The organism is Brassicibacter thermophilus (assembly GCF_055378355.1).
The window spans coordinates 1,434,612-1,454,581 of sequence record NZ_AP042446.1 but is presented as its reverse complement, the minus strand read 5'-3'; the positions used below and the strand labels follow the sequence as shown (position 1 = coordinate 1,454,581).

Below are 19,970 nucleotides of genomic sequence, written 5' to 3'. Positions count from 1 at the left end.
GCATACTAAATACTTTATATATTTAATCCTTCTTTTCTTGCAAAGTCAATAAAGTCTTTTTCTATAGTGTCATATACTACTTTTTCTTTGAATAATTCGCCTGTTGAAGGAATATAAAGATGTGCTTTACCATTTTCTGTTGCAAATCCATCCATATATAGTACATTAGTACCTTCTATATTTTCATTGGAATTTGGCCAGTAAGTTGGCCTTCCGTCTGCTTTAGCAAATCCTTTGTATTCACTTACTTCTTTAGATATACTATTTCTTATATCTTCTATATCATTCAAATCTATACCTAGTCTATTAGATATTTCTAAAATCATATCTAAATTATTGTATTGAACCTTAGATTCAATTGCTGGATTTACATATTGTATTCTTCTATCTGAACGAGTCACACTACCAGTAGTTTCAGCAATATCTACCAATGGTAAAATTGTATCTGATATCTTAGCAGTTTCTGTCATAAACATATCTCCTACTGCTAGGAATTCTAGCTTATTAAGAACTTCTTTCATTTCTGCATTAATACCTACTGGATTTTCACCAAGTATCACTGCAGCCTTAACTTTACCTTGATTAATTAAATCAACTATTTCTTCACCAGATTTTCTAACTCCCATATCCCAAGCACCTTGAGAGTTATTCTTTTGTCTTACTACTATGATACCACTATAAGGCTTACCAACTTTACCTGTTAGAGCAGCTATATTTGCTAATAATTTAATTCCTTTATTAGTAACTGTATCCTCATCAATTACTATCATTGCACTCTTAGCTTCTCCGTAAATACTTGCAATGTTTTTCATTTCTTCAGTTACATTTACGTCTTTAACTGCTTCTTTCAATTTTTCAAAACCTTCTACTCTTGATTCATCTGCATATCCTAAGTCAATTATAGCTTTTGTTATTCCCTTGATAAATTCTATGTTGTTTTCTAGATTTAAGCTTAGATCTGCCCACTGTTCTAATCTTGTCTTTTTAGGACTAATTGATAAAAGCTTTCCTCTATTAGCTATAGCATCCTTGATTTTTACAGCTGCTACTGGATGATTTTCTGCTACCATACCAACTGATAAAATCACGTCTGTATTTTTCATTTCTTTGTAACTATTTGTAGAAGCATTGTAGCCAAATACTTTTTCAAGTCCACTTTCCTTTTCAATACTAAATGAACCAACTAAATCTGTATTTAAGTTTTCTGCTAGTTTATTAATAACAAAGAACTCTTCATTTGTAAATCTTGGTGACGCAATAATTGCTATACTATTTTCACCATAAATACCTCTTACAGATTGAAGCTTTTTAACCATGTGGTTTAAAGCTATTTCCCAACTCATTGGAGCAAATCTTCCTTCCTTATTGACGAAAGGAGTTACAAGTCTATCCTTACTATTTATATGCTCAATTCCAAATCTACCTTTACCACAAAGAATTCCTTCTTCAACTTTTTTGTTAGGTCTTGATTTGAATACCAAGTTTCCTCTGCTTTCCATTACCAGATTACATCCAACACCACAGTATCCACACACTGAATCTGTTTCATTAAATTCTACAGGCACTTGCTTATCTACTGCTGATTTTTCAATGCAAGCTCCAGTAGGACATACATCAACACATTGTCCGCATGAGATACAATCTGTATTTTTTAGAGGTAATCCAAATTCAGGAGCAACTACTGATTCAAATCCTCTGTCCACTAATCCTAAAGCTGTAATGCCCATTATTTCATCACATGCTCTTACGCACAATCCGCAAAGAACACATTTATCAGGATTTCTCTCAATAAATGGATGTTCTTCTTTCTTATTCCTATCGTGTTTTTCCCCTTTAAGTTTATCTGGATCAATATCATATTCATTAATATACTTATACAACTGGCATTCAAAGTAATCTTGGCATCCACATTCAAGACATCGTGAAGCCTCATCCATAGCCTCTCCAGCAGTCATCTGTTGATTAATTGGATGGAAATTAGTTTTTCTAAATTCTGGACTTAATACTCTGAGTTGAACTCTTTCTTTCTTTTCACGATCAGCAAAATCTTCTTCTGTTAAGTCCTCTTGTTTTACATAGTAAGGCTCTACTATAGGTTTTATTTCTCCATTTAAATAGCTATCAATTACTCTAGCAGCATTTTTAGCTTGACCTATTGCATCAATAGCTCTTTTTGGCCCTGATACAGCATCTCCTCCAGCAAATACTCCTGGTATACTTGTTTCAAATGTTGATTCATTAACTTCTATAGTACCTCTCTTTGTAGTACTTAAACCATCTATATTTCCAATGGAAACCAATTGTCCTGTAGCTGAAATAACTGTATCAGCTTCAAATATTACTTCTTCACCAGGTATAGGCTCAGGCCTTCTTCTTCCGGAAGCGTCAGGTTCTCCTAAACGCATTTTTTGAAGCTTTAAACCTGTTACTTTGCCACCATCAGTTATTACTTCAGATGGTGATAGAAGAAATTCAAACTTAACTCCTTCTTCTTCAGCTTCTACTATTTCTATTTCTTCTGCTGGCATTTCATCTCTTGTTCTTCTATACATTACTGTAACTTCATTTGCACCTAATCTAACAGCTGTCCTTGCAACATCCATAGCAGTGTTTCCACCACCTATAACTACTACTTTATTGCCAAGTTTAACATTACTGTTAGTTGCAACATCTTTTAAAAATTCTATTCCACCCATTACACCGTCTGCATCTTCACCTTTACAGCCTAGGCTACGACTAGTCCATGCTCCAAGACCTAGGAATACAGCATCATAATGCTTTCTTAAAAATTCTAAAGTAAAGTCAACACCAAGTCTGCTATTTAGCTTAATTTCTACTCCCATTTTTTCTATAAGCTTTATTTCTTTATCAAGTACGTCTTTAGGAAGTCTATATTCTGGCATACCATATCTCAACATTCCTCCTGCAGCCGCCATTGCTTCATATATAACTACTTTGTGTCCTGATTTTGCAAGGAAAAATGCAGCAGAAAGTCCTGCAGGACCAGCACCAACTACAGCTACCTTTTTACCTGAAGGTTTTCCAATAGTAGGTATATAGCTTTCATCTTCTAAATCTAAATCGGCAACAAAAGCTTTTAAAGCAGCTATTGATATAGGTTTGTCTACAAATCTTCTTCTACAATTATCTTCACATGGATGTGGACATACTCTACCTATACATGCTGGTAAAGGTAATCTTTCCTTTATTAATTTTAATGCTTCCTTGAATTGTCCATTTGCAATTAGTCCTACATATCCTTGACAGTCAGTATGTGCTGGACAAGCTAATACACAAGGAGGTCTACAATCTCCCCTATGATCTGACGTCAATAGCTTTAAAGCTGTTTTCCTAGTAGCTATCGTTCTGGGAGTATGGGTTTTGATTATCATTCCATTCCTTACAGGTGTTGCACAAGCTCTTTGAAGTTTTTTTATTCCTTCAATTTCTACAACACATAATCCGCATCCCCCATAAGCTTCCATTCTTTCATCATAACAAAGATGAGGTATATCTATACCGTTTTCTAATGCAACCTGTAATATATTTTTATCAGAAGAAGTTTCTATTTCTCTTCCGTTTATATTTATTCTTACAACAGACATTACTACACTCCCTTTCTATTCAACTACAACTGCGCCAAATCTACATGTATTTGCACAGTTACCACATTTAATACACTTGTCCATATCGATTACATGAGCTTTTTTTATCTCACCAGTTATCGCTCCTACTGGACATTTTCTTGCACACGCACCACAACCTACACATTTCTCACTATTAATTTTATATGTTAACAACGGAGTACATTTTTTAGCTGGACATTTTTTATCAACTATATGTGATATATATTCATCTTTAAAGTATTTTAATGTAGTCAATACAGGATTTGGTGCTGTTTGCCCTAATCCACATAAAGAACCATCTTTTACACTTACAGCTAATTCTTCTAGTTCTTCTAAATCTTCAAGTTCAGCGTTGCCTTCTGTGATTTTTTCTAATATTTCAAGCATTCTCTTTGTACCTATCCTACAATATATGCATTTACCACAAGATTCATTACAAGTAAATTGGAGGAAAAATCTAGCCATATCAACCATACAAGTTCCTTCATCCATTACTACCATTCCACCAGAACCCATTATTGCACCAGTTTTATTGATATCTTCATAAGTTACAGGCGTATCTAATAATTCCGCAGGAATACATCCACCTGAAGGGCCTCCCATTTGTACCCCTTTTATTTTTTTATCTTCTTTTATTCCTCCACCTATATCAAAGATAACTTCTCTTAGTGTCATTCCCATTGGTATTTCAACTAATCCGCCTTTTTTTATTTTCCCTGATAATGCAAAAACTTTAGTGCCCTTACTTTTTTCTGTTCCTATTTCAGCAAATTTTTGTGGACCATTCTTAATTATCCAAGAAACATTTGCATAAGTTTCAACATTATTAATGTTTGTAGGTTTTCTCCAATATCCTGATTGTGCTGGAAATGGAGGCTTTAATCTTGGCATTCCTCTTTTTCCTTCTAAGGATTCTAATAAAGCTGTTTCTTCACCACATACAAAAGCTCCTGCACCCATTTTAATACTTATGTCGAAATCAAATCCAGAATTTAAGATATTTTTACCTAAAAAGTTCTTTTCTCTAGCTTGTTTCATTGCAATCTCTAATCTTTTTATAGCCAAAGGATACTCAGCTCTACAATAAATTATTCCTTCTTTAGCTCCAATTGCATAACCTGCTATTATCATACCTTCTATAAGCTTATGAGGATCTCCTTCTAGGACGCTTCTGTCCATAAATGCTCCTGGATCCCCCTCATCAGCATTACAAACTACATATTTTTCTTCTCCCTTAGAAGCTCTTGCAGCATTCCATTTAAACCATGTAGGAAAACCTGCTCCACCTCTACCTCTTAAACCTGATATCTTTATCTCCTCAATTACATCCTCTGGAGTCATTTCCAACAATACTCTTTCAGTAGCCTTATATCCACCTGCTTCGATATAGTCTTCTATAGATTCAGGATTTATTTTTCCACAATGTTCTAGAGCAACTCTTACCTGTTTTTCCATGAAAGGATCCTTTTTGTTACTAGAGTAAACTATATACTCTTCAATTGGTTTTTTACCAATTATGTGCTCTTGAACTATTCTTCTTGCTATTTCTTCATTAACATATCCATAAGTATAACTTTCTTCACCATCTATTACATCAACGATTGGCTCATAGAAACACATTCCTATACATCCAGTAGGCTTAATAACTACATCAATATTTTGAGCTTTTATTTCGTCTTTTAGTGCATTCATAACTTTGTTACCACCTGCAGCTATTCCACAACTGCCTAAACCAACTCTAATTTGCAACTGCTTCACCTTCTTTCTCCTTTTTATATATATCTCGTATTATCGCTATAGCTTTGCTAGGAGTAAGCTTACCATATGCTTCTCCATTTATCATCATAACTGGCGCTAAACTACAACATCCAAGACAAGCAACATCTTCAAGAGTAAACATTCCGTCCTTTGTCGTTTCACCTGGGCTAATACCTAATTCTTCACAAATAGCTGTGCTTACTTCTTTTGATCCATTTACATGACATGCTGTACCTTGACACTGCAAAATTAAATATTTGCCGACTGGATTAAGCCTAAATTGAGTGTAAAATGTTGCAACTCCGTAAATAGTCGCTTTTTTATTTCCAGTTTTTTCAGCAATATACTTTAATACACTTAGAGGAAGATAACCATATATTTCCTGCGTTTTTTGTAGAATACTTATCAAACTTCCCTTTTTCCCTTTAAACTCATCTAATACGCTATCAATTAATGAAACATCTACTTTGTCATCTCTAAAATTTAATTCTAAATTTTTCTCACCACATTGGTTACACAATTTGACTCAGCTCCTTTATATACAAATTTATATCATAATAGAGAGCTATGGAAAGACAAAACATCTTTCCCATAGCTCTATCTTAAATTTTACTTTCTTATACTATTATAATATTTATATACAGATATTTAAACCTAATTATTTAATTTGTTGTGAATTTTTTGTCCCACTTCATTGTAATTCTTATAAATAATTTTTATAATTTTTCAGTTTTCAATACTTTCACTAATGACCACATAGCAAATATCATTATAAATGCAAATGGGAAAGCTGCTGCTATGGAAGCTGTTTGAAGCATTCCCAATCCTCCAGCTAACATTAAAGCTAAAGCTAATGATGATTGAATAATTCCCCAAATTACTTTTCTCTTTGTATCTGGGTTAAGATTTCCATTTGATGACATCATACCCAACACAAATGTTGCTGAATCTGCTGAAGTAACAAAGAAAGTACATAATAACACAACAGTAACCATAGAAATAATGCTACCAAAAGCATATTTATCCATTACAACAAAGAAAGCTGTAGAAGTACTCTTTATTGCTTCAGTAGCAACTTCCATACCAGTATTAATTCCCATAGAACCAAATACTGCAAACCAAATGAATGAAGCCAATGCAGGTACTAACAATACTCCTCCAACAAACTCTTTAATTGTTCTACCCTTTGATATACGTGCGATAAATGAACTTACGAATGGTGCCCAAGCAATCCACCATGCCCAGTAGAATATTGTCCATCCACCTAGCCAAGAATTATCTCCATAAGGGTTCATTTGAAAACTATCTTTAATCAAATCGTTAAAATAAATTCCTACTCCATTTGTTAAAGTATTAATTATTTTAAGGCTAGGTCCAATAATAAATGATAAAATCGTTAAAATAATAGCTAATAAAATATTAGCATTTGATAAGAACTTAATTCCTTTGTCTAACCCTGTTATTGCAGATATCATAAATAATACAGTTACTATTAAAATAACTATAATTCGTACGAAATTGGTTTCAGGAACATTAAATAAATAATTAAATCCACTTGTTATTTGCATTGTAGCCATTCCCAATGAAGTAGCGACACCTGCTACTGTTGCAAATATAGCCAAAATGTCTATTAATTTTCCTATTGGACCTCTTACTCTCTCTTCACCAATAAGTGGAATGAACACGCTACTAATTAATCCTGGCTTGTTTTTTCTAAACTGCATATAAGCTAAAGGTAATGCCAAAACACAATAATTTGCCCATGGGTGTAATCCCCAGTGAAAAAATGATTTCTTTATAGCAAAATCAGCTGCTGCTGCAGTTCCACCTTCTACGCCAAGAGGATTTACAAAATGATTTAATGGTTCTGCTACACCCCAGAACACTAAACCAACACCCATTCCTGCACTAAATAGCATTGCAAACCAAGATATATAGCTATATTCTGGTTCTGAATCATCGCTACCAAGTTTAACGTTACCATATTTACTAAAAGCAATCCATATAGAAAATACAATAAATGAAAACATTGTTATCATATAGAACCAACCAAAGTCATTAACTAAAAAATTAAATGTAGCATTTGCAACTGACTCAAAATTAGTTGGGAAAATAAGTCCCCAAAGAATTATTAACCCTACTACTAATAGCGAAATTATAAAAACGTCATTTTTTCTACTCCTTGATACATGATTTTCCATTTAAACACCTCTTTTTTATGTTTTTTATCTAAAAACGTTATTATATATTACCTTTAAATTATTGAATTAAAAATTAGCCAATTAAGCATTTCTAAATTTTACAATAATTCAAATTATTAACATATAAAATAAATTTTAACATTTTAATCTTTTATTCTAAAAATTATTAAAAATATAATATTGTTAAAATTGAAATATTTGATTTACCCTGTATTTTACAAAAGGGTGATATGAAAATATCACCCTTATTTTTTGTTTTAATCTTTAAACTTACAATATTCTTCCCTGATATTCTTCATTTCTTCAATTATTTCATCTACATCAAGAACCATTTCCATCATACCTATTTGTTCATCATATACATCAGCATCTACTTCATTCTTAAATTCTGGTTCAACTGCATGATATACTCTAAGTCCTAACTGGACTCCTGCCAATGGACCTGCGAAGGTTGGGTCTCCAGCTGTTACAGTTTCTGCTGCCAATCCAGCTGCTTCTGCTTCTGCTGCCCCTAATATTACAACGATGTTTTCTGCACCGTATTTTTCAGTTAATTCCTTCACTCTCTTCTGATTTTCTAGGTCCATTGCGCCTGCTGCAGTTCAGACAAAGCATTCTGTTGATGAGAATACTACTTCTGCACCAGTAGTTTTTAAACATTCTTCCATTGCTGGACCTGGTATTCCATCTCTATCGCCTATAATGATAACTTTTTTACCATCATAAAAGCCCATTCTCACACTTCCTTTCATTATTTTTATAAAATTTTGTTGTTGCCAGTATTTCTCTCAAGAAATTCATATCAAATTCATAGGTTAAAATTTATTGATTATATTTTTACTTTAAATACTGTCTGTTCTTTAATATCAGTAGTTAATGCCTCTAATGCAACACCAACTCTGTGGTAACGTAATTTCCACTGTTGTTCTTTTGGTTGTTTAGGGTCTCCTAATGGATATGGTATGGAAATAGTTGGTACTATTCTATTAGCTCCAACAGTAGTTGCTACTGGAATTAAATTAGCCATGTGTACTATTGGAATTCCACCTCTTTCAATCTCCTTTAACATTGTTGCACCGCAACGTGTACAAGTACCTCAGGTCGATGTTAATATAACTCCATCAACTTTTGCTTCTTTAAGGTATTTTAATATTTCCCTACCCATTCTAGCAGCTTCAGCTTGAGTAGTACCTGTACCAACAGTTGAATAAAAATATTCATGTAACTTACCTATTTTGCCTTCCTTTTCATAAGCTTTCATTACATCTACAGGAACGCATACGTTTGGATCTGCATCTGCTGCTGCTGGATCGTATCCAGCATGTATAGTTTTAAATACACCTGGTTCAAGTCTATCCATATTCGATATGTCATATCTTCCCCACCTTGTAGCTGATGCAGATTGTATTCTGTCTGGATTATCTACTGGAACAATTCCACCTGAAGTAACAAGTGCTATAGTAGCCTTGCTCAAATCTTTTATTGGCTTAGCAATAGGTACTCTATCAAGTTTAGGAATAGGTAACTCAGTTTGGAAAGGTTCTCCATTAAGTTTCTTTACAAGCATTTCTACTCCTCTTTCTGCTGCTGTCTTCCCTGATTCTAGCCAAACTTGATGTCTAATTCCTCTCACGAAATATCCTTCTTCATCTGCTGATCCTAATTTTTCTCCATTCAATATTTTATTTGCAAAATCAGCTATTTTTTTTATATCCTTTCTCATTGCTGCAGCACTTTTGCCACCTGGAAAGATGTACATCTCTTTTTTAAACATTTCAACACCAGGATTTTCTTCATGCATTGAAGTTATAACTGGTACATTAAATCTATCTTTTACAGCTTTACAAATTACTCCGCAAGCCACACCATATCTACCAGCTTGAAAAGCAGGTCCTGCAATAAATACATCAAATTCTTTATCTTCCAAAAATCCTAATATTCTTTTAACTGCCTCATCCTTATTTGAACCAATAAAATTATCTCCACAGATAATCGTATGAGTAACTTCAGCGTCTAAAACGCTATTTAAAGCCATTGCTGGTCCTACTAGTCCTTCTCTTATTTCAGGTTCATAATCAGCTTTGTCTTCTCCTCCAATGCCTGCAAAAAATTGATTTATATAATGAATTGCCTTTTTCATTTTCCCACCTCCTTAAAATTCTTTCACAGTTTTTGGTGACCAACCAGCTATCATATCACCACAAAACATTGAATTGTTTTCCATTATTATTGAACCGTCTTCACGAACAGATGGCCCTAATTTTTCATCTACTGCCCATCCACCAGATAATCCATCTCTACTTAAGGCTTCCAATTCTCCAATAACTGTTTCCATTGGTGGTAACTCAATAAGCTCTGATACATTTCCAGTAGAAACAAGAGCATCCGCCTTTTCGTCCAATGTAACTAGTGGTTGAGAAGCACCATCTCTACCAGTACATTCATTACTTATTCCTACAGTTTTAATTCCAGCATCTTCTAAAGCAGCTATGCACATAATATAATCTGCATCTGGATTTCCATATCCTTCCTCTGTAACTATTGCTCCATCTGCCCCCAATGATTTAGCCATTTGAGCAACAAAAATTGAAGAACGTTTCTTTTGTTCTAATGACACGTTTAAATTTGACATGATTACACCTAAGAAATTAATAGTTTTTCCATGAGCTTTATACAATTCTTTAATAGTTGGAAAGTTTTGCATATCATAAGTTGACCATTTTGAAGAACAAGGCATAAAACTTCCAGATATTAAAGCACCATCTAATATTTCATTTGGATGCATAAATGTAGGCACAAAATGGTTTAAATCCCATCCATATACTAAATCATTATAACCCATTTCTTCCATCTGTGATTGTGGTTGCATAACAAGAACTACTGAAGGAAGTTTCTTTTCTTCCTCTGTCCTTTTAGTGATAGGATCAAGTTTATATGTCTCAACCTCTTCAGGTTCTAAATTTTTAACTGTTTTACCTAAGTACTCTGCTAATCTATGTGCACCCCATCTTAATGCGTGATTTTTCTTTTGTTGTTCGTATCTTTCAAATTCTTCATCTGTATCAGCAACTAAGCAGATATTTATTAATTGCGAAAATAGTGTATATTTTGCTCCTTCACCACTCATATCAATTAGTCCATCTCCAAAGCTTCCCCAGTGTTTTCCTACAGCTAAAACACTGCAGCCTTTCAATGCGTGTAGCTTTCCTTCTCCAGCTTTTTCAACATCACCTGTTACTCCGGGAAATACCGATCTGTCATCTAGTCTACATCTTGGTTCTACAGCTTCCTTTACTGGAACAATTCTTATGCTATCCCCTGGTTTTGCAATAACTAAATCTGCTTCTGTTATATGCTCATCCTCCATAATAAAATCAAGTGCTTCCTTCTTGTTAATAGTAAGTACACCGTTTTCGAATTTAGTAACATCACCAAAAACAGCATCCTTAACATGAAAATTGCCAATTTCTAATTTCATTCGCCTACACTCCTTTCATCATTGTATTAATGTTAATTATTTAACTAACATTTATTATGAGTATATCATAATCATGATTATATTTCAATCACGATTATGATATTTATATATATTTTTTTATTAAACTATAAAAAATATCTATAATATATCTTTTACCTTTTTGCAAAATATATTAATGATTTTAGAACAAAATAACATTTCAGTTAATTTAACTTTTTAATAATAAAATTTTTGCATATTCCCTAAAATAAAACTATTTTTCTACTTTTAAATAATTATGTTCTATATTATAATTATTGTTGTTAAAAATAAGGGGGACAAGTTATGTATAATTTACAATTAAAAAGGAAACGAATGTTCAAATATTTTATTGATGCAGCAGCTCAAATAATTAAGAAAGAAGGATTAGAAAAAGTAACCATTAGAAAAGTAGCTAATTTAGCAGGTTATAATAGTGCAACATTATATAATTATTTTGAAAATCTAGATCATTTAAAATTTTTAGCTGCTATGAAATTTACAAAAAAATACGTACAAAACCTACCAAGATACATAAAAAATTCTAAAAATGCTTTAGATGAAAATCTTTTGGTCTGGGAATGCTTTTGTTATTATTCTTATAAATCACCCGAAATATACAATGCAATATTCTTAACAAATTTAAACAATTCAATTTTAGATTATATAACTCAATATTATACAATATATCCTGAAGAATTAGGCAATACTTCTAAAAATATTAGAGAAATGCTAACTAGAAATAGCTTATACGGAAGGTCAAAAATTCTTTTGAAGGAATGTGTAAAACAAGGCTTTTTTAAAGAAGAAGATATAGATGATATTATTGAAATGACTATGTTTATTTATAAAGGAATGTTATCTAAAATTATTAATAACAAGACAACTTTAAGTTGTGAAGAGTTAGTATCTAAAACTATGAAATATATAGTCAAGATATGTCAAGCACATTTAATTACTGATATAAAAATTAATTTAAATAGAGATATCAATAATAATGAAACATATATAGCTTTATGAGAGTGAGACAAAATTTTCTCTATCTCCACTCTCTTCTAACTGATAAATTAAAAATATAACCATTGATCTCTTTTCTTATAACTCTGTACCATCTTTAGCCTTAAAATTAAATTCTTTAATTCTCATTTTAATTTCCCCCGATAAATTCCTATAGAAAAAATGCACCAATTGTATTATTATAGTGTAAACAAATTGATGCATTTTATAGTTTGTTTAGATTCAATATAAAATAAATTATTGACTAACAATTTTTACTGAAGAACTAGCCCCAATTCTTGAAGCACCAGCATCTATCATAGCTTTAGCCTTGGCATAATCCCTAATACCTCCAGATGCCTTTACGCCCATATCCTCACCAACAACACTCCTCATAAGTTTAACATCTTCAACAGTTGCTCCTCCAGTGCTAAATCCTGTAGATGTCTTAACATAATCTGCTCCTGCTTCCTTTGCTAATTCACATGCTTTAACTTTCTCTTCATCTGTTAAAAGACATGTTTCAATTATCACCTTAACTAATGCCTTATCCCTACTCTCATTTACCACTGCCTTTATATCATCTAAAACTATATTATATTTTCCGTCTTTGAGAGCACCAATATTAATAACCATATCGAGTTCTTCTGCTCCATCATTAATAGCATTTTTAGCTTCAAAAGCTTTTACTTCTTTAGGTGTAGCCCCCAAGGGAAAACCTATTACAGAAGCAACCTTAACATTTGTATCTTTTAATAAACTTTTTGCGTATTTAACATAATATGGATTTACGCATACGGATGCAAAATTATACTCTTTTGCTTCAGTACATATTTTTTTTATATCGTCTTTTGTTGCATCAGATTTTAAAATAGTGTGATCAATAAATGATGCAATATTATTCATACAATAACCTCCAATTATTTTATTAATTCCACCAAATCTCCATTTTTTACTCCAGCAGCATTTCCTTCTTCTATGTCAACATGCATTTCAAGCTTGTGTCCATCTCCACTTCTAACTAAAACATTTTCAAATACTAATCCTCTTATACCTCTGGTCCTAACTTTTACTATATCTCTATCCTTAACGCCAAATTCTTTAGCTTCTTCTGCACTCATGTGAATATGTCTTGCAGCTACAATAACCCCTTCTTTAATCTCTATTTCTCCTTTAGGTCCAACTATTTTTGCACCAGGAGTGCCTTTTAAATCTCCAGAGTTTTTAATAGGGGCATTAATCCCAAGCTTAAAGCCATCTGATATAGATATTTCAATCTGAGTTGCTTTTCTAACAGGGCCTAAAACTCTAACTCCTGATAATGTCCCTTTAGGTCCAACTATATCTACTTTCTCCTCTGCTGCGTACTGTCCGGGTTGTGACAAGTCCTTTTTCTTTGTAAGTTCATATCCTTCACCAAAAAGCTTATATAAATCTTCCTGTGATAAATGAATATGTTTATTTGACATAGCTATTGGTAATTCTGTCCTCATATTATATCCCTCCATTTTAAATAGTTAAATACTCAATTTTTCCCTCATTAAATTATAAAATTTCTAATAAAAAAAATCAAATTAATTGCTCTAATCGATTCGTAAACTTATTTTATAATCAAAACCTTTTTCCTATAATTATCAATTACAATAAATTTCTCCCTATTTCATAACTCTTGTTTAATACATCTTCTCTCTTATTGATAAATACTTTATCAGTATTTGATACAAATATATTATCAGTATAAGACGTATTAATAGCTTTAAAAAATAAATCCATCACAGGTACACACGCATCAAACTGGTTTTCTCGATAAGGGGAACCAGCTGTACAAATAAACAATCCTTTTCTTTTTTTCTTAGTATAAATTGAAGGATTTCTAATTATATATTTATTTGCCCAAAAAACTTGACATCTATCTATCATAATCTTTACTAAGCTACTAACAGTATTGAAGTATAAAGGTGATGCAATAATTATTACATCACTATCGTCGAATTTTTTATACAGCTCCTGCATATCATCCTTTATTGAACATTCTCCAGTTTTTTCACAATATCCGCAAGAAATACAAGGTGAAATATTTAAATCTCTTAAATATATTTTATCTATTTGTGGTTTATGGATCGATATTCCTTTTATTACTTGGTCAAGGAGTAAATCTGTATTTTTATTTTTACGAGGACTGCCCATAATCGCTAATACTTTCTTCATAAATTTCCCCTCTCCCATTAAATACTATTATGCCTCGGGTTAACACCCGAGGTATAATAGTATTTAATGTTTAATATCCAACCTTTTTGAGATATTTGCATAATGTATAAATAATCATAGAATTTATTGGAATAACGATTATACCTGATAATACTCTTCCTGGTAAAAAAACTAAAAATCCTTTATTAAACATTATTGAAAGCCAAAAAGTATTTAAGCCTAAAGCTATTATAACATAACTTATAGACACTATAAACGCTATCTTATCAATAGAATATATGCTATTAGTTTTTCCAATTTTTTTACTTATAAATATAGGTGCAATAATAAAAGTTAATATAATTATAGCAAGAATTGAAATAGTTAATAGAGATATAGGTTTATCATAAAAATAAAATGTACCATTTATTATATCTAATACTTCCATTGCAAAAAGAACTTTTATTACACCAAGAGAAATTCCAATAATTACAATAGTATTAATAAAATTATAGTTCAATTTAATGTTTTTTTTCTTTATAATAGAATAAAACATACCTGGGATTATACCCCAGAGCATTGAACTTACAGTAAAGCCAGGGAAAAATGCCCCTTGAGGAAACAAAGTAGAGCCAACTAAGTCTGCTACCAAACCACTTATCCCTCCGGCTACTGGTCCAAATAACATTCCAGTAATCATTATTGGAACTTCTCCAAATCCAAATCTTAAAGCAGGAAGTCCTGCCAATGGAATCATAACAGACAAAAACCTAGTGAGGATAATACTTATTGCTGTTAATAAACTAGAAGTAACAAGAGTTTTAGTACTTAATTTATTCTTTTTCTTTATTAAAATCAAACTTTCACCTCCCTTCTCTTTAGCGTCAAACTGTCACACTAAAGAGAAGGGACGATTCTCTTATGTGACAGCGGATGCAGCAAAGCATCGCAAGCAAAACTTACAAGTTTCACTTTTCGTTTAAGGGCAACTTCCCATCCCTTAACACTTAACGCGCTTTGCCTACTCTGTCAACTTACTTACACTCACATTGTACAATAATATTCTCATTTTGTAAACCTTGATACTTAAGTATATTTAAGACAATATTTTATTGACAAATTTTAAAAAGTAATTTCCAGCAGAAATTAAACCGAAAACCATCAAAAAATAGCTAACTAAGCTATAGTAATTTTTTAATGAAGATGTCTTACCTAAAAAATACGTAATAAATCCAAAACAAAAAAATCTTAAAGCTTTATTGCTAGAAAATATTCTTTCTCTACTAATCTTTTGTTTGTCATTGCTGTTTAACATATTCATATCCAATATAATACTTCTAATTTCTCTTTTGCTAGGATATTCATTTTCAACTTTAAGAATTTTAATCAAAAAATCAAAATCTACTAGATATATTTTTTTATGTCTTTCTATTTTTTTAATGATATCTTTAACATCATCCGAATAGTATCCATTTGTAATAATAATTCCCATTTGGAAATTCATATTTTTTAATTCTATTATAAATCTTTTTATATCATCAATATTTATTTTATACTTTGTCTCGCGCTTTATACATTTTACAGCAACAACATTATTTGATAGTCTTCCTACAATATCTATAAATTCTTGATTTATCATTTGCAAATCCATAATTTTACTTTTGCCTAATATATTTTTAATATATTGTTTGAATTCTAATTCGTTCATATTATATAAATCATTTGATATTTTTTTTCTAGCTAAATCATCGTTGACTTTTTGAATTGCACATTTGTATTTATTTTTTTTAATTTGATAAGTTATTAGGATAAATAAAATAAAAAATTGAATAAACACACAAAGTGTAAATAAATAATCTTTAGTCATTGTATATGATATCACAATAATTGTAAAATTAATTATTATCGCTATTGAAATTTTATCTAAAAATATTGCTATAAGACTTTTATTCTTATTAACTTCCTTAATATAAAAAAACATTATTTTCAACTCTTTATGTAACTTCCTAATTTTATTTAAAAGCTCATGTTCAATATCATACAAAGTCACATTTCACTCCTATAATAATTTATATCCTTTCTTTATTATTAACCTGGAAAATAAAAATATTAGTAATAATGAAATTGAAAAACATATTATTATCCTTAAAGCTATACTGTAAAAAAATTCTAATGGTAACATTTGTATTATAATATCAGTTTTAGGATTTAAAACCCATAAATCATTATTAAAAAAAATCAAATGAAAATATGTAAAATATTTATTAAAATCAATATTTAATAATATAAGTAATAATATAATTATCACTATAGGATATACCAAAGTTATTGTTAATACTTTTTTTAATTTATCCTTAGCAAATCTCAACAAAAAAAACAAGGATAGTAATGATATTATAAGTAAAGTATTTCTTAATAAAAACCCTTTTTGAAATAAATTTTTTACATCCTCCATATGAAGTTTTTCCTTTTCACCAAATACCTGTTTCACTTGAAGTCCTACTTTTGCATAAATATTAATATCGTCTCTTCTGTTTCTTAAATAATCTAGTAATTGTTTAGTAATATATAATAATTCAGACTTATTTATTTTTGTTTTATCCATTATTCCATATTGTTCATACTTATTTTCATAAAAATCTAAATTAAAAGTATTTAATTCAACCGAAGTTAATAAAAGCACAATAGGTAAAGAAAAAATAAGTGCAACACTTGAAATCATTACTATTACTTTCATAAATCCACCTACCTATAATATTAAATTTCTACTTTATATTAATATAATATTAGTTAATTAGTTTGGTTAAAAACCCTGTTTACCTATACCAGAAAAACTTTATGTTTTACAGACTTATTTTAACTTTAACACTTGAAACCGTACATATAACGGCACTAATGTTTTCATTTCAGAAAAACATTAGTGCCGTTTCTATGTTTCTTATGCCATAGCCTTTTCTAATTTGTCTAAATGCTGAATAGGAAACATCCTAAGAAGTTCTTTAAATTGCTCTACAGTAAGCCCTTCAGTTGAAGTGTAAATCCTTATCTTTTCATCAAGGTTTGCTTTCTTAAATCTTTCTTTTATCTCCTCAAAATTTGTCGCTTGATCCATAAAAACACTCCTTCATTTATAAATTTAAATTAATATTAGTATGCTAAATACCATTTAATAATATTCAATATAAAATCACTCAATAAATTGTATTGTATCCTATTTTCCTATAGTAACATAATTTTTTTCAAAACATATTATATAATGAAATATACTCAGGAGGTGTCTCAATGAATAGAAGAATAATTCCACAAGAAGATATGATAAATGAAAATAAAGAAGAAACTGCAGGATTTTTCTTTGGTGGAAGTTTCATATTCATAATATTCTTTGTGTTTATTTTCTTTTTCATTTTTGGTTGTGGTAAGGGAATTAGGATATTTGAGAATTAAAATAGGCGGTCATTTTATGACCGTCTTACCATATTATTATATTAATTTACTTGCGTAAATAACTTTATCAATTCATCGTATGTACTCCCTTTTTTTATCTTATAATTACCATATAATATTTTCTTTTCTAGACCTTTTTTTGATATATAAGTATTAAATTTACCGCTATCATCAATTATACCCTTTTCAAATAATCTTTTTGAAACTGATTCAGTAGATTCTCCCTTATCAATCGTAAACTCAATATATTCAGTATTACTGAGATTCTCAACCAATCTACTATTACCTTCATCTTCTCTAACTTGAACACTTTCATTGTTATCATTTTTATCATCACTTTTATCATCATTTTTATCATTATTTTTTTCATTAACCTGAACTACATCTTTAATATAAACCATACCTAATTCTTTTGCTTTTTGGATAATTTCTTCATCGCTATATTCTTTCACCTGCTCTGTAGAATTAATAATAAATAATGAACTTGAAGTAACTAACCCTATGCCAATTCCTAATAATATATATAATAATTTTTCTTTAAAAATTTTGCTCAAAAAACTCCCCTCCAAAATACAGACTATAATAGACGATTGCCAAAGAACAATTAAAGTTCTCTTAAATTTGCAATCGTCTATAAACTATAAGTCTGCTCTCAGTCTTATTATGTTCCTTTTTATATATTATAACAAAAAAATACCTTTTTGGCTGCATTCTTTTATCATTTCTTCAGGCCACACCGATGATTGAACTTCTCCAATATGAGCTTTTCTTAAGAAAAACATGCACAATCTAGATTGACCAATACCTCCACCAACAGTAAAAGGCAATTCATCATTTAATAGCATTTTATGAAACATAAATTCTCTTCTTTCTTCACACTTTGCTAGTCTTAATTGTCTATCAAGTGCTATAGAATCTACCCTAATTCCCATTGATGAAAGTTCTAGAGCTTGTTCTATTACAGGATCCCATACTAATATATCTCCATTTAAGTTCCAATCATCATAATCTGGTGAACGTCCGTCATGTTTTATCCCAGATTTTAATTTATCACCTATTTTCATTATGAAAACTGCTCTTTTTTCTTTTGTTATCGCATCTTCTCTTTCCTTTGGAGTCATATCAGGGTATAAATCTTCAAGTTCTTGAGTAGTAATAAAAAATATGTCTTTTGGTAGTATTTTATCAATAAATGGATACATATTATAAACATAACTCTCAGTTGTCTTTAATACACTATATATATCTTTTACTATCTCTTTAAGTTTTTCTTCATTTCTATCTTCTTTAGAAATTATTTTCTCCCAATCCCATTGGTCCACATATACTGAATGAATATTATCAACTTTTTCATCAGGTCTTATTGCATTCATATCAGTATATAAACCTTCTCCTATCTTAAATCCATACTTCTTAAGCGCTAATCTTTTCCATTTAGCCAAAGATTGAACTATTTCTACTTTACAACTATCATTAATTACATTAAAAGAAACTGGTCTTTCTATTCCATTTAAATAATCGTTTACTCCACTTTCAGATCTTACAAATAAAGGTGCTGATACCCTTATTAAATTTAATTTTTTAGCTAATTCTCTTTCAAAATAATCTTTAAGTTTTTTAATAGCAATTTCTGTTTCTAGTATATTTAAGTTTTTCCCTTGATAATTTTGAATTGATAAACTAAAACTCAATTAAATCGCCTCCTAATATATTTTATTTTTGTTGCATTAAAAAACTAAAAACCCTTCATCCCTAATATAAGGACGAAGGGTTAATTCGCGGTACCACCTTAATTGGCTTAAATAAGCCCACTTTAATCAGTACAGAATAAATCGATACTGTCCATTTTATAACGGTATGGCTCCGTTTAAGCCTACTCTCATAAGATTTCGGTTAAAAACTCAAGGATGTTCTTCAATAAAAGGCTTGTATCGGTATTCCACCATCACCGACTCTCTTTAACTACACCTTATATCTACTCTTCCTTTCATAGTAAATAAATATTTATTTTTTTGAAATTATATACTAAATTTTAAGATTTGTCAAATAATTTTTTCATTAATTTATCAATTTTTTGTTTCCTTTTTCTTGTTTTATCATAGTCAATATAAATATTCCCATTTTCAATAACTATAACATTACCTTCTTTAGCTTTCTTAGGTATTTTATTTCTTTCTATATTAATCATTTTACCATTTTCCATTTCTACTATAACAAAACTTCCTTCAAATCGATCTATTATTCCTTGCATAATTATTACAC

At 30.5% G+C, this 19,970-nt stretch carries 19 protein-coding genes, 1 riboswitch and 1 other annotated feature; of the genes, 2 read left to right on the top strand and 17 right to left on the bottom strand.

Annotated elements, in window-relative coordinates; genetic code table 11:
- Positions 1-14: 14 nt before the first annotated feature.
- From ACZ41D_RS06835 to ACZ41D_RS06805, 7 genes are all read right to left on the bottom strand, one after another.
- Positions 15-3,605: an NAD(P)-binding protein gene (locus ACZ41D_RS06835; protein WP_464150687.1), complete on the bottom strand. Its 3,591-nt coding sequence runs from the start codon at positions 3,603-3,605 to the stop codon at positions 15-17.
- Positions 3,606-3,620: 15 nt separating this feature from the next.
- Entirely contained in the window at positions 3,621-5,384 is a 1,764-nt protein-coding gene (locus tag ACZ41D_RS06830; RefSeq protein WP_464150686.1) for an NADH-ubiquinone oxidoreductase-F iron-sulfur binding region domain-containing protein, read from the bottom strand.
- Positions 5,365-5,904: an NADH-quinone oxidoreductase subunit NuoE gene (nuoE, locus tag ACZ41D_RS06825; RefSeq protein WP_464150685.1), complete on the bottom strand. Its 540-nt coding sequence runs from the start codon at positions 5,902-5,904 to the stop codon at positions 5,365-5,367. The genes ACZ41D_RS06830 and nuoE overlap by 20 nt, the downstream gene beginning before the upstream one ends.
- Positions 5,905-6,100: 196 nt before the next feature.
- Positions 6,101-7,585 (bottom strand): glycine betaine uptake BCCT transporter, encoded by a 1,485-nt coding sequence (locus ACZ41D_RS06820; RefSeq protein ID WP_464150684.1) that lies wholly within the window; start codon positions 7,583-7,585, stop codon positions 6,101-6,103.
- 257 nt (positions 7,586-7,842) lie between these two features.
- Entirely contained in the window at positions 7,843-8,319 is a 477-nt protein-coding gene (grdA, locus tag ACZ41D_RS06815; protein WP_464150683.1) for a glycine/sarcosine/betaine reductase complex selenoprotein A, read from the bottom strand.
- Positions 8,320-8,414: 95 nt separating this feature from the next.
- A complete protein-coding gene (gene grdH / locus ACZ41D_RS06810; RefSeq protein WP_464150682.1) occupies positions 8,415-9,725 on the bottom strand; it encodes a betaine reductase selenoprotein B in 1,311 nt (436 codons plus the stop codon).
- 12 nt (positions 9,726-9,737) lie between these two features.
- Positions 9,738-11,063 carry a glycine/sarcosine/betaine reductase component B subunit gene (locus tag ACZ41D_RS06805; RefSeq protein WP_464150681.1) on the bottom strand — a complete coding sequence of 442 codons (1,326 nt, stop codon included), beginning with the start codon at positions 11,061-11,063 and terminating at the stop codon, positions 9,738-9,740.
- A gap of 324 nt (positions 11,064-11,387) precedes the next feature.
- Between ACZ41D_RS06805 and ACZ41D_RS06800 the strand changes: the two genes are divergently transcribed.
- A complete protein-coding gene (locus tag ACZ41D_RS06800) occupies positions 11,388-12,101 on the top strand; it encodes a TetR family transcriptional regulator (RefSeq protein ID WP_464150680.1) in 714 nt (237 codons plus the stop codon).
- A 234-nt stretch (positions 12,102-12,335) separates the two neighbouring features.
- Here ACZ41D_RS06800 and deoC read toward each other — a convergent pair whose 3' ends face one another.
- The 7 genes from deoC to ACZ41D_RS06765 all read right to left on the bottom strand — a co-directional run bounded on the left by deoC (position 12,336) and on the right by ACZ41D_RS06765 (position 17,376).
- Complete coding sequence (gene deoC / locus ACZ41D_RS06795; protein WP_464150679.1) at positions 12,336-12,983, bottom strand: deoxyribose-phosphate aldolase; 648 nt, start codon at positions 12,981-12,983, stop codon at positions 12,336-12,338.
- 14 nt (positions 12,984-12,997) lie between these two features.
- Positions 12,998-13,570 (bottom strand): phosphate propanoyltransferase, encoded by a 573-nt coding sequence (pduL, locus tag ACZ41D_RS06790; RefSeq protein WP_464150678.1) that lies wholly within the window; start codon positions 13,568-13,570, stop codon positions 12,998-13,000.
- A 145-nt stretch (positions 13,571-13,715) separates the two neighbouring features.
- A complete protein-coding gene (locus tag ACZ41D_RS06785) occupies positions 13,716-14,285 on the bottom strand; it encodes a flavodoxin family protein (RefSeq protein ID WP_464150677.1) in 570 nt (189 codons plus the stop codon).
- Positions 14,286-14,355: 70 nt separating this feature from the next.
- Positions 14,356-15,123, bottom strand: coding sequence for a folate family ECF transporter S component (locus ACZ41D_RS06780; RefSeq protein ID WP_464150676.1), 768 nt, complete (start codon positions 15,121-15,123; stop codon positions 14,356-14,358).
- Between the two features lie 66 nt (positions 15,124-15,189).
- Positions 15,190-15,295, bottom strand: a riboswitch (THF riboswitch).
- Between the two features lie 65 nt (positions 15,296-15,360).
- Entirely contained in the window at positions 15,361-16,314 is a 954-nt protein-coding gene (locus ACZ41D_RS06775) for a restriction endonuclease (protein WP_464150675.1), read from the bottom strand.
- Positions 16,315-16,323: 9 nt separating this feature from the next.
- Positions 16,324-17,001: a TIGR01906 family membrane protein gene (locus tag ACZ41D_RS06770; RefSeq protein WP_464150674.1), complete on the bottom strand. Its 678-nt coding sequence runs from the start codon at positions 16,999-17,001 to the stop codon at positions 16,324-16,326.
- A gap of 201 nt (positions 17,002-17,202) precedes the next feature.
- The gene (locus ACZ41D_RS06765; RefSeq protein WP_464150673.1) at positions 17,203-17,376 is read right to left on the bottom strand and encodes a hypothetical protein; all 174 of its coding nucleotides are present in this window, start codon (positions 17,374-17,376) and stop codon (positions 17,203-17,205) included.
- 170 nt (positions 17,377-17,546) lie between these two features.
- Between ACZ41D_RS06765 and ACZ41D_RS06760 the strand changes: the two genes are divergently transcribed.
- A complete protein-coding gene (locus ACZ41D_RS06760; protein WP_464150672.1) occupies positions 17,547-17,708 on the top strand; it encodes a hypothetical protein in 162 nt (53 codons plus the stop codon).
- A 41-nt stretch (positions 17,709-17,749) separates the two neighbouring features.
- Here ACZ41D_RS06760 and ACZ41D_RS06755 read toward each other — a convergent pair whose 3' ends face one another.
- The 3 genes from ACZ41D_RS06755 to ACZ41D_RS06745 all read right to left on the bottom strand — a co-directional run bounded on the left by ACZ41D_RS06755 (position 17,750) and on the right by ACZ41D_RS06745 (position 19,959).
- Positions 17,750-18,262: a hypothetical protein gene (locus tag ACZ41D_RS06755; protein WP_464150671.1), complete on the bottom strand. Its 513-nt coding sequence runs from the start codon at positions 18,260-18,262 to the stop codon at positions 17,750-17,752.
- Between the two features lie 126 nt (positions 18,263-18,388).
- The gene (gene asnA, locus ACZ41D_RS06750; RefSeq protein WP_464150670.1) at positions 18,389-19,399 is read right to left on the bottom strand and encodes an aspartate--ammonia ligase; all 1,011 of its coding nucleotides are present in this window, start codon (positions 19,397-19,399) and stop codon (positions 18,389-18,391) included.
- Positions 19,400-19,464: 65 nt separating this feature from the next.
- Positions 19,465-19,708 (bottom strand) — a binding site (T-box leader).
- A 32-nt stretch (positions 19,709-19,740) separates the two neighbouring features.
- Positions 19,741-19,959: a DUF3006 domain-containing protein gene (locus ACZ41D_RS06745; protein WP_464150669.1), complete on the bottom strand. Its 219-nt coding sequence runs from the start codon at positions 19,957-19,959 to the stop codon at positions 19,741-19,743.
- Positions 19,960-19,970 lie beyond the last annotated feature (11 nt).

Bases quoted from the DNA above. Each gene is read 5' to 3' on its own strand.
- ACZ41D_RS06820 (WP_464150684.1), bottom strand. From the start codon at position 7,585: ATGGAAAATCATGTATCAAGGAGTAGAAAAAATGACGTTTTTATAATT.
- pduL (WP_464150678.1), bottom strand. From the start codon at position 13,570: ATGAGGACAGAATTACCAATAGCTATGTCAAATAAACATATTCATTTA.
- ACZ41D_RS06765 (WP_464150673.1), bottom strand. From the start codon at position 17,376: ATGGATCAAGCGACAAATTTTGAGGAGATAAAAGAAAGATTTAAGAAA.
- ACZ41D_RS06835 (WP_464150687.1), bottom strand. From the start codon at position 3,605: ATGTCTGTTGTAAGAATAAATATAAACGGAAGAGAAATAGAAACTTCT.
- ACZ41D_RS06760 (WP_464150672.1), top strand. From the start codon at position 17,547: ATGAATAGAAGAATAATTCCACAAGAAGATATGATAAATGAAAATAAA.
- deoC (WP_464150679.1), bottom strand. From the start codon at position 12,983: ATGAATAATATTGCATCATTTATTGATCACACTATTTTAAAATCTGAT.
- ACZ41D_RS06800 (WP_464150680.1), top strand. From the start codon at position 11,388: ATGTATAATTTACAATTAAAAAGGAAACGAATGTTCAAATATTTTATT.
- ACZ41D_RS06770 (WP_464150674.1), bottom strand. From the start codon at position 17,001: ATGAAAGTAATAGTAATGATTTCAAGTGTTGCACTTATTTTTTCTTTA.
- ACZ41D_RS06745 (WP_464150669.1), bottom strand. From the start codon at position 19,959: ATGCAAGGAATAATAGATCGATTTGAAGGAAGTTTTGTTATAGTAGAA.
- ACZ41D_RS06785 (WP_464150677.1), bottom strand. From the start codon at position 14,285: ATGAAGAAAGTATTAGCGATTATGGGCAGTCCTCGTAAAAATAAAAAT.
- ACZ41D_RS06805 (WP_464150681.1), bottom strand. From the start codon at position 11,063: ATGAAATTAGAAATTGGCAATTTTCATGTTAAGGATGCTGTTTTTGGT.